Below are 7,418 nucleotides of genomic sequence, written 5' to 3'. Positions count from 1 at the left end.
AGAGGTCCTAACAGAAGCCGTTGATCATGTGACTTTCGGATTGGCTGGTCGTTGGTCCGATCGTGGGGAAACGTCAGTCGCGGCCCTGGATCGTCTCGGACGAACTGTGGTCGCTCATCGAGCCGTTGCTGCCCGTGCCGGGTCCGAAGCTGGTCGAGGGCAGACCGCGAGTCCCGGACCGGCAGGCGCTGTGCGGGATCCTGTTCGTCCTGCACACGGGCATCCAGTGGGAGTACCTGCCGCAGGAACTGGGCTTCGGCTCGGGCATGACCTGCTGGCGGCGCCTCGCCGCGTGGAACGAGGCCGGCGTGTGGGACGAACTGCACCTGGTGCTCCTGAAGAAGCTGCGGGCGGCGAACAAGCTGGACTGGTCCCGGGCGGTGATCGACTCCTCCCACGTCCGGGCCGCTCGACGGGGCCCAAAAGCGGTCCCAGCCCGGTCGATCGCGCACGGCCGGGCAGCAAGCACCACGTTCTCACCGACGGCCAGGGCATCCCGCTCGCGGTGTCGCTGACCGGTGGAAACCGCAACGACGTCACCCAGCTGATGCCCCTGCTCGACAAGATCCCGGCGGTTGCCGGCGTCGTCGGCCGCCCCAGACATCGACCCGACACGCTGCTTGCCGACCGCGGCTACGACCACGACAAATACCGGCGCCTACTGTGGCAGCGCGGCATCCGCCCGGTCATCGCTGAGCGAGGCGTGCAACACGGCTCTGGCCTGGGCATTTTCCGCTGGGTCGTCGAGCGCACCATCGCCTGGCTGCACGGCTTTCGCCGCCTGCGGATCCGCTGGGAGCGACGCGACGACATCCACGAGGCCTTCCTCGGTCTCGCCACCTGCCTGATCACTCACCGACACATCCAACGCCTTTGTTAGGACCTCTAAGACGCGGGCCTCCCCCGTCCCGCCCGATTCCCATCCTGGTGGGCCGCCGGGTCGGTCGGCCGCTCGTGCGGCGTGGGCAGCGGCTGGTCGTGCCAAGGCCCTTGTCTGATGCGGCAGTTGGACGGGCCGGGGCCCGAACCCGAGTCCGAGCCGAGACCAGCCCCTCCGGCCCCGAGCCGAGACCAGAACCCCCCTCCGGCGTCAGTCGCGCCCGCCCCGGTCCGCGACCGGCCACACCCCGGTCGACCGCTCGATGGCCTTCGCCCCCGTGCGGTCGACGGCGCTGCGCACCACCGCGAAGATCGCGCCCTGGAGCGCCGCCGCGAACAGGATCTCGCCCCAGCCGCGTTCGCGGTCGAGGGCGTCGGGGGCGTCCTCCTCGTGCCGTATCGCCATCCACGCCTTGCGGAACGCCAGCCCGGCCAGGGCGCCGCCGGTCCAGCTCAGTACGAAGCCGACGGGCTTGTAGGCCAGCGGCAGTTTGCGTCGGGTCGTCTTCTTCGCCATGGGAGGCTTCTACCTCGCCGGGCGCCACTCATGCGGGCTGCCCGGGCGGACCGACCCGCTCGCCCGGCGGCACCGGACCGGGCGGTGTCCCGTCGCCGAAGGGGCGGCCGCCCAACCGCTCGCGGTGGTGCGGGGTCGTCCAGCCGGCGAGGTCCGGGCCGAGCGGCACGATGCCGGTCGGGTTGATGCCGGAGTGGACCTGGTAGTAGTGCCGCTTGATGTGGTCGAAGTCCACCGTGTCACCGAACCCCGGCGTCTGGAACAGGTCCCGCGCGTACGCCCACAGCACCGGGTTCTCCGTCAGCTTCCACAGATTGCACTTGAAGTGGCCGTGGTAGACGGGGTCGAAGCGTACCAGGGTGGTGAACAGCCGGATGTCCGCCTCGGTGATGGTGTCCCCGACCAGATAGCGCTGCCCGGCGAGCCGGTCGGCCAGCGTCTCCAGCCGTCGGAAGACCCCGGCGCACGCCTCGTCGTACTCCTTCTGGTGGGTGGCGAATCCGGCACGGTAGACGCCGTTGTTGACGTCCCGGTAGACGCCCTCCAGCACCTCGTCGATCTCGTCGCGCAGGGGCTCCGGGTACAGGTCCGGTGCGCCCGCGCGGTGCAGGGCGGTCCACTCGGTGGCCAGGTCGAGGGTGAGCTGCTGGTAGTCGTTGGTCACCAGCTTCCCGCTGGGCACGTCCACGATCGCGGGGACGCTCACCCCGCCGGGGGCGCCAGGTTCCCGCTTCTCGTACGCCTCGGCGAGGTAGCGGATGCCGAGCACCGGGTCGCGCCCGTCGGGGTCCAGGGTGAACCGCCAGCTTCGGTCGTCCTGGATCGGGTCGGTCACCGCCATGGGCAGCGCCTGTTCGAGGCCGAGCAGCCGACGGGAGATCACGGCACGGCTCGCCCACGGACAGGCGCGGGAGACCACCAGCCGGTAACGGCCGGACTGCACCGGCCAGCCGTCGCGGCCGTCGGCGGTGACGCGGTCGGTGAAATGGCTCCGGGAGCGCTTGAACGGCTTGTGGCCGTACGCCCTGTTGCCCTTGTCGCCGTCGCCCATGGCACCGTCATCCATGTCGTCGCCGCCCATGTCGTCGTCGTCACCCATGGTGTCGTCACCCATGTCGTCTCCTCACCCTCGGCCCCGGCACGGATCATTCCTCGATGAGGGCCTTGTACCCGGTGGCGTCGAGCAGCTTGTCGTACGCGGCCATGTTCGACGGCTTGAGCTTGACGAGCCAGGTGTCGTAAGGCTCGTCGTTGATCAGCTCCGGGGTTTCGGACACCTCCTCGTTCACCGCGATCACCTTGCCGTCCAGCGGCACGTAGAGCTCCGTCGCGGCCTTGACCGACTCGACCACACCGGCGGGCTGTCCGGCCTGGAGGGCTTGTCCGATCTCCGGGCACTCCACGAAGACGATGTCGCCGAGAGCCTTCTGCGCGTGGTCGGTGATCCCGATGGCCACCGCGCCGTCCGCTTCCTTGCGCGCCCACTCGTGGGACTCGGAGTACCGCAGCTCGGACGGGATGTTGGACATGCTCGCTCCAGGGGTGTCGTGGCCGATCGGCGGGCTCATCCTGCCCGAGATGATCACGGAATCGGGTGAGGCGTCCCGGTACGGCCGGCGAAGCGTCAATGAGGTTTGACAGGTGGAGGGAGCGGCAGCCGTCGGCGGGGCCGAAACACCGCCTGACCTCGTTGATCATGCATCGCGTGATCCGGGGTAGGGGCGGCACCCGAACGTGAACGTCGTCAGCAAACGGAGTAGTCGTGCCGACACCGCACCCGGCCTCGCACCCCGAGGCAGCCACCGCCGTCCAGCTCGCCGCATGGCCCGACTGGCTGGAGCGGCACACCACGGCGCTGGTCGAAGTGCCGCTGCGCATCGCCCTCATCGTCGTCGTCCTGGGGGTGATCCGCTGGGTCGCCCAGCGCGCCATCACCCGTGTCGTGCAGCGCGTCCTGGAGCCCGGAGGGGAAGAGGGCGCGCCGCGCCGCCCGCGCTCCGGACGAGGGGCGGCCGTCCTGCTCCGGGACCGCTCCCGCGCCTCGCAACGCCGTGAGCAGCGGGCCCGGACGATCGGCTCGGTCCTCGGCAGCGTGGTCACGATCGTGCTGGCCCTGCTGGGCACCGCCATGATCCTCGACCAGGTCGGCATAGCCCTCGGCCCGCTGCTGGCCAGCGCCGGTGTGGTGGGCCTGGCCATCGGCTTCGGCGCGCAGAGCCTGGTCGCAGACTATCTCTCCGGGCTCTTGATCATGTTCGAGGACCAGTACGGCGTGGGGGACACCGTAGACCTCGGCGAGGCCGTGGGCGAGGTCGAGCACGTGGGCCTGCGCCTGACCCACGTGCGCGATCTGAACGGCGGCCTGTGGCACATCCGCAACGGCGAGGTCCTGCGGGTCCGCAACGACAGCCAGGACTGGGCCCGCGCCGTCCTGGACGTCGCCGTCGCCTACGACGCCAACCTCGACACCGTCTACCAGGTACTGGAGGACACCGGCCGCGCCCTCCGCCAGGACCCGGCCTTCGCCGACCTGCTCCTCGAGAACCCCAGCGTGTGGGGCGTGCAGTCCCTGGACGCCGACGGCGTCGTCGTCCGCCTCGCGGTCAAGACCGTCCCGCTCCAGCAGTGGGGCGTCACCCGCGAACTGCGCCGCCGCGTGAAGGAGGCGCTCGACGCCGCGGGCATCGACATCCCGTTCCCCCAGCGCACGATCTGGCTCCGCAACGAGGACGCGGGCGCCGAAGCCGTGGGGCGCGCGGGCTGAGCCGGGGCGCGTGCGCGTACGCGCATTCCGGTACGCGATTCCTGTACGTGCTTCGGGTACGCGCTTCCGGTACGTGATTCCGCGTGCCGTGGACGGGTACGCGGCAAGGACCGCCGTCCGGCCCTGGAAGGAGATGGTGGCGGTGATCTCCGAGACGGTGCTGATTCCCGCCGAGGACGCCGCGCTGGAGGGTGATCTCGGACTGCCCGACGGGGCGCGGGCGGTGGTCCTGTTCGCGCACGGCAGCGGGAGTTCCCGGCACAGCCCGCGCAACCGCATGGTCGCCGGTGAGCTGAGGAACGCCGGGTTCGGCACGCTGCTGATGGACCTCCTCAGCGAACGCGAGGAACTGGAGGACATGGTCACCGGCGAGCACCGCTTCGACATCCCGCTCCTCGGGCGTCGGCTCGTCGCCGCGATCGACTGGCTGGCGGAGCCGGAGAGCACGAAGGATCTGCCGGTGGCCCTGTTCGGCGCGAGCACCGGGGCCGCCGCCGCCCTGGTGGCCGCGGCCGAGCGACCGGTGCGGGTCTACGCCGTGATCTCCCGGGGCGGCCGCCCCGACCTGGCCGGGGACGCCCTGGAGCGGGTGCGCGCCCCGGTCCTCCTGCTGGTCGGCGGCGACGACCCCGAGGTGCTGCGCCTCAACGAGGAGGCAGCGGCACGGCTGCGCGCCCCGCACGAGCTGCGCGTCGTACCCGGCGCCACCCACCTCTTCGAGGAACCCGGCACCCTGGAAGAGGTCGCGCGGCTGGCGGGGGAGTGGTGCGAGGAGCGGTTGCCGGGCGCGTGATTCTCAGGAGGGGCGCCGCGTGCCCGACGACCGCCCCTTGCGCAGAAAGCGCCGCAACCGCGTCTCCGGCCAGGTGTTGATCACCTCGTCCTTGGTCAGCCACCCGCGCTGCGCCGTCCCCACCCCGTAACGGGTGTTGGCCAGATGGAGCACCGCGTGCGCGTCGCTGTCGACGGCGAACCTCACGCGGTGGCGCCGGGCGCGCAGGATGTCCTCGTCGCGCAGGTCGAGACGGTCGGGGTGGGAGTTGATCTCCAGGGCGGTCCCGGTGCGGGCGCAGGCGGCGAAGATCTCGTCCAGGTCGGCGTCCAGCGGGGACCGCTTGCCGATGAGGCGGGTGGTGGGGTGGCCGATGACATTGACGTACGGGTTCTCGCAGGCCCGGACGATCCGTCGGGTCAGCGCCGCACGGCTCTGGTCGAAGTGCGAGTGCACCGAGGCCACGCACAGGTCGAAGCCCGCAAGGAACTCCTCCGGCCAGTCCACCTCGCCGTCCGGGCCGATGTTCAGCTCGACACCGTGCAGCAGCCGCATCCCACGCCGTCTGCCCCGCTTGCCGTAGGCGCCGTCGAGCTTCCGCACCTGCTCGCGCTGGGCCAGCATCCGCTCCTCGGTCATCCGCTGCATGTACAGGTCGGGACCGTGATCGGTGATCGCGAGATACGCGTACCCGCGCGCCGCGGCCGCCTCCGCCATCTCCTCAAGCGGCGCGAGTCCGTCGGTCAGATCGGTGTGGGTGTGCAGATCGCCCCGGAGGTCCGACTCCTGGACCAGGTCGGGGAGTTCGTCGCGCAGCCCGGCCTCGATCTCGCCCCGGTCCTCGCGCAACGGCGGCGGAATCCACGGCAGCCCGAGCCGGGCGTACACCTCCTCCTCGGTCTCGGAGACGATCCTCTCCCCGCTCTCGGCGTCGAACAGGCCGTACTCGGACAGCTTCAGCCCTTGGTGCACGGCCAGCTCCCGGGTGCGGATGTTGTGCGCCTTCGACCCGGTGAAGTACTGCAGCGCCGCGCCCCAGGACTCCGGCGGTACGACCCGCAGATCGACGGCGAGTCCCCGGTCGGTGCGGACCGAGGTCTTCGACGGGCCGTGCGCGATCACCTCGGTGACGAAGGGGAGTTCGGTGAACGCCTTCATCAACGGCCCGGACTTCTCGGCCGCCACGAGGATGTCGATGTCGCCGATCGTCTCCCGCATCCGGCGCAGCGACCCCGCGCAGGTGCGGCGGCGGCAGCCGGATACCTTGGACAGTTCCGCGACGATCTCGTCCGCGAGGTCCATGGCCACGTCGAGCAGCACGCGGTCGCCGGAGGACCGGAGGAGTTCGACGCCGTGGAGGATCTTCTGCTCCGTCTTCGGCCCGAAGCCCTTCAGCTCGCGTGGTTTCTCGGCATGGATCGCGTCGACCAGCTCCTCGACCGAGGCGATGCCCAGCTCGTCGTAGAGCGCCATCGCCTTCTTCGGGCCGAGCGTGGGAATGGCCGTCAGCCGCCGGACCCCGGCCGGGATCCTCGTGCGCAGCTCGTCGACCGCCGCCACGCTGCCGGTGCGGAGGTATTCGTCGATCTTCTCCGCGATCGACCTGCCGACCCCGGGGATCTCCCGCAGCCCCTTGGCGTCCAGCGTGGACACGTCCGCGTGGTACCCGCCGACGGCACGGGCGGCCTTCTCGTAGACGCGCGCCTTGTACGCCTCTCCGCCGGTGATCGAGATCAGGTCCGCGTACTCCTGGAATAGTGCCGCCACTTCATCATTGGGCCGAGCCATGGTCTACGAGTAGGCAGGAACGCGGCATTCATTCCTGTCCCCGGGCCGACAGCGGCACAGAAAGTCGACTTATGGTGGTCGTACGGGACTCCGAACGGTCGCGAGGCGCCCATGCGAGTCGAACTGATCCCCCAGGCCGCGAACGTCCTTTTCGGCGTGCCCGACGAGATGCACGCGGAGATCATCATGCTCATCGACGCGGTGACCAAGGACGCGGAGACCGAGCCCCCGGCCCTGGCCGCCGCGTTCGGTGAGTGGTGCTGGCTCGTCTACACCGTCCACGGCGACGTGATCGAGGTGCTGGACGTGGGCTGCGCCGGCTGAGGCGGAACGCGTCAGCCCGCCTCCCGCTTGTCGTCGTCCACGATCTCCGCGTCCACCACCTCGTCCTCCGCCGAACCGCCGGAGGCACCGGCGTCGGACGGCGGCGACTGGTTCCCCGCACTCTCCGCCCTCTCCGCCCGCGAGGTGTCGTACAGCGCGGCGCCCAGCTTCTGTGCCGACTCGCTCGCTCGCTCCAGGGCCGACCGGATCGCGGTGGTGTCCTCGCCCTTGAGCCGCTCCTTCAGCTCCGCGATCGCGGTCTCCGTCTCGTGCCGCGCCTCCGCCGGGATCTTCTCGGGGTTGTCCCTGATCAGCTTCTCGGTGGAGTAGACGAGCTGTTCGGCCTGGTTGCGGGTCTCGGCGGCCTCGCGGCG

The 7,418-nt window shown here is 70.5% G+C and carries 9 protein-coding genes; 4 read left to right on the top strand and 5 right to left on the bottom strand.

What is annotated here, in order from left to right; genetic code table 11:
* Window positions 1-62: 62 nt before the first annotated feature.
* Window positions 63-880, top strand: a protein-coding gene (locus tag GTW40_RS11125) for an IS5 family transposase (RefSeq protein WP_343245599.1) whose coding sequence is annotated in 2 segments (ribosomal slippage) — window positions 63-399 and window positions 399-880 — 819 coding nt in all. Because the reading frame shifts where the segments join, the coding sequence is not laid out codon by codon here.
* Window positions 881-1,090: 210 nt separating this feature from the next.
* On the opposite strand, the gene GTW40_RS11120 is transcribed toward GTW40_RS11125, so the two are convergent.
* The 3 genes from GTW40_RS11120 to gcvH all read right to left on the bottom strand — a co-directional run bounded on the left by GTW40_RS11120 (window position 1,091) and on the right by gcvH (window position 2,964).
* Window positions 1,091-1,396, bottom strand: coding sequence for a DUF4235 domain-containing protein (locus GTW40_RS11120; RefSeq protein ID WP_161180004.1), 306 nt, complete (start codon window positions 1,394-1,396; stop codon window positions 1,091-1,093).
* A 28-nt stretch (window positions 1,397-1,424) separates the two neighbouring features.
* A complete protein-coding gene (locus GTW40_RS11115; protein ID WP_161180007.1) occupies window positions 1,425-2,447 on the bottom strand; it encodes a glutathione S-transferase C-terminal domain-containing protein in 1,023 nt (340 codons plus the stop codon).
* Window positions 2,448-2,541: 94 nt separating this feature from the next.
* Complete coding sequence (gene gcvH / locus GTW40_RS11110; protein ID WP_343245659.1) at window positions 2,542-2,964, bottom strand: glycine cleavage system protein GcvH; 423 nt, start codon at window positions 2,962-2,964, stop codon at window positions 2,542-2,544.
* Window positions 2,965-3,158: 194 nt separating this feature from the next.
* Between gcvH and GTW40_RS11105 the strand changes: the two genes are divergently transcribed.
* Together GTW40_RS11105 and GTW40_RS11100 are read left to right on the top strand one after the other, a co-directional pair.
* Window positions 3,159-4,160, top strand: coding sequence for a mechanosensitive ion channel family protein (locus GTW40_RS11105; protein WP_161180003.1), 1,002 nt, complete (start codon window positions 3,159-3,161; stop codon window positions 4,158-4,160).
* Window positions 4,161-4,302: 142 nt separating this feature from the next.
* Complete coding sequence (locus GTW40_RS11100) at window positions 4,303-4,953, top strand: alpha/beta family hydrolase (RefSeq protein WP_343245658.1); 651 nt, start codon at window positions 4,303-4,305, stop codon at window positions 4,951-4,953.
* 3 nt (window positions 4,954-4,956) lie between these two features.
* Here the strand turns inward: GTW40_RS11100 and polX are convergent, their stop codons facing one another.
* Window positions 4,957-6,720, bottom strand: a complete 1,764-nt coding sequence (polX, locus tag GTW40_RS11095) for a DNA polymerase/3'-5' exonuclease PolX (protein ID WP_161180002.1) — start codon at window positions 6,718-6,720, stop codon at window positions 4,957-4,959.
* Window positions 6,721-6,831: 111 nt separating this feature from the next.
* Between polX and GTW40_RS11090 the strand changes: the two genes are divergently transcribed.
* Complete coding sequence (locus tag GTW40_RS11090) at window positions 6,832-7,044, top strand: hypothetical protein (protein ID WP_161180001.1); 213 nt, start codon at window positions 6,832-6,834, stop codon at window positions 7,042-7,044.
* A gap of 11 nt (window positions 7,045-7,055) precedes the next feature.
* Here GTW40_RS11090 and GTW40_RS11085 read toward each other — a convergent pair.
* Window positions 7,056-7,418, bottom strand: a 363-nt coding sequence (locus tag GTW40_RS11085) for an Hsp70 family protein (protein WP_161180000.1), incomplete at its 5' end; no start/stop codon positions are given.

It is taken from the genome of Streptomyces sp. SID4985 (genome assembly GCF_009863025.1).
GTDB lineage: Bacteria > Actinomycetota > Actinomycetes > Streptomycetales > Streptomycetaceae > Streptomyces.
The sequence above is the reverse complement of the archived record's forward strand: the minus strand, read 5'-3'. Positions and strand labels throughout refer to the sequence as shown.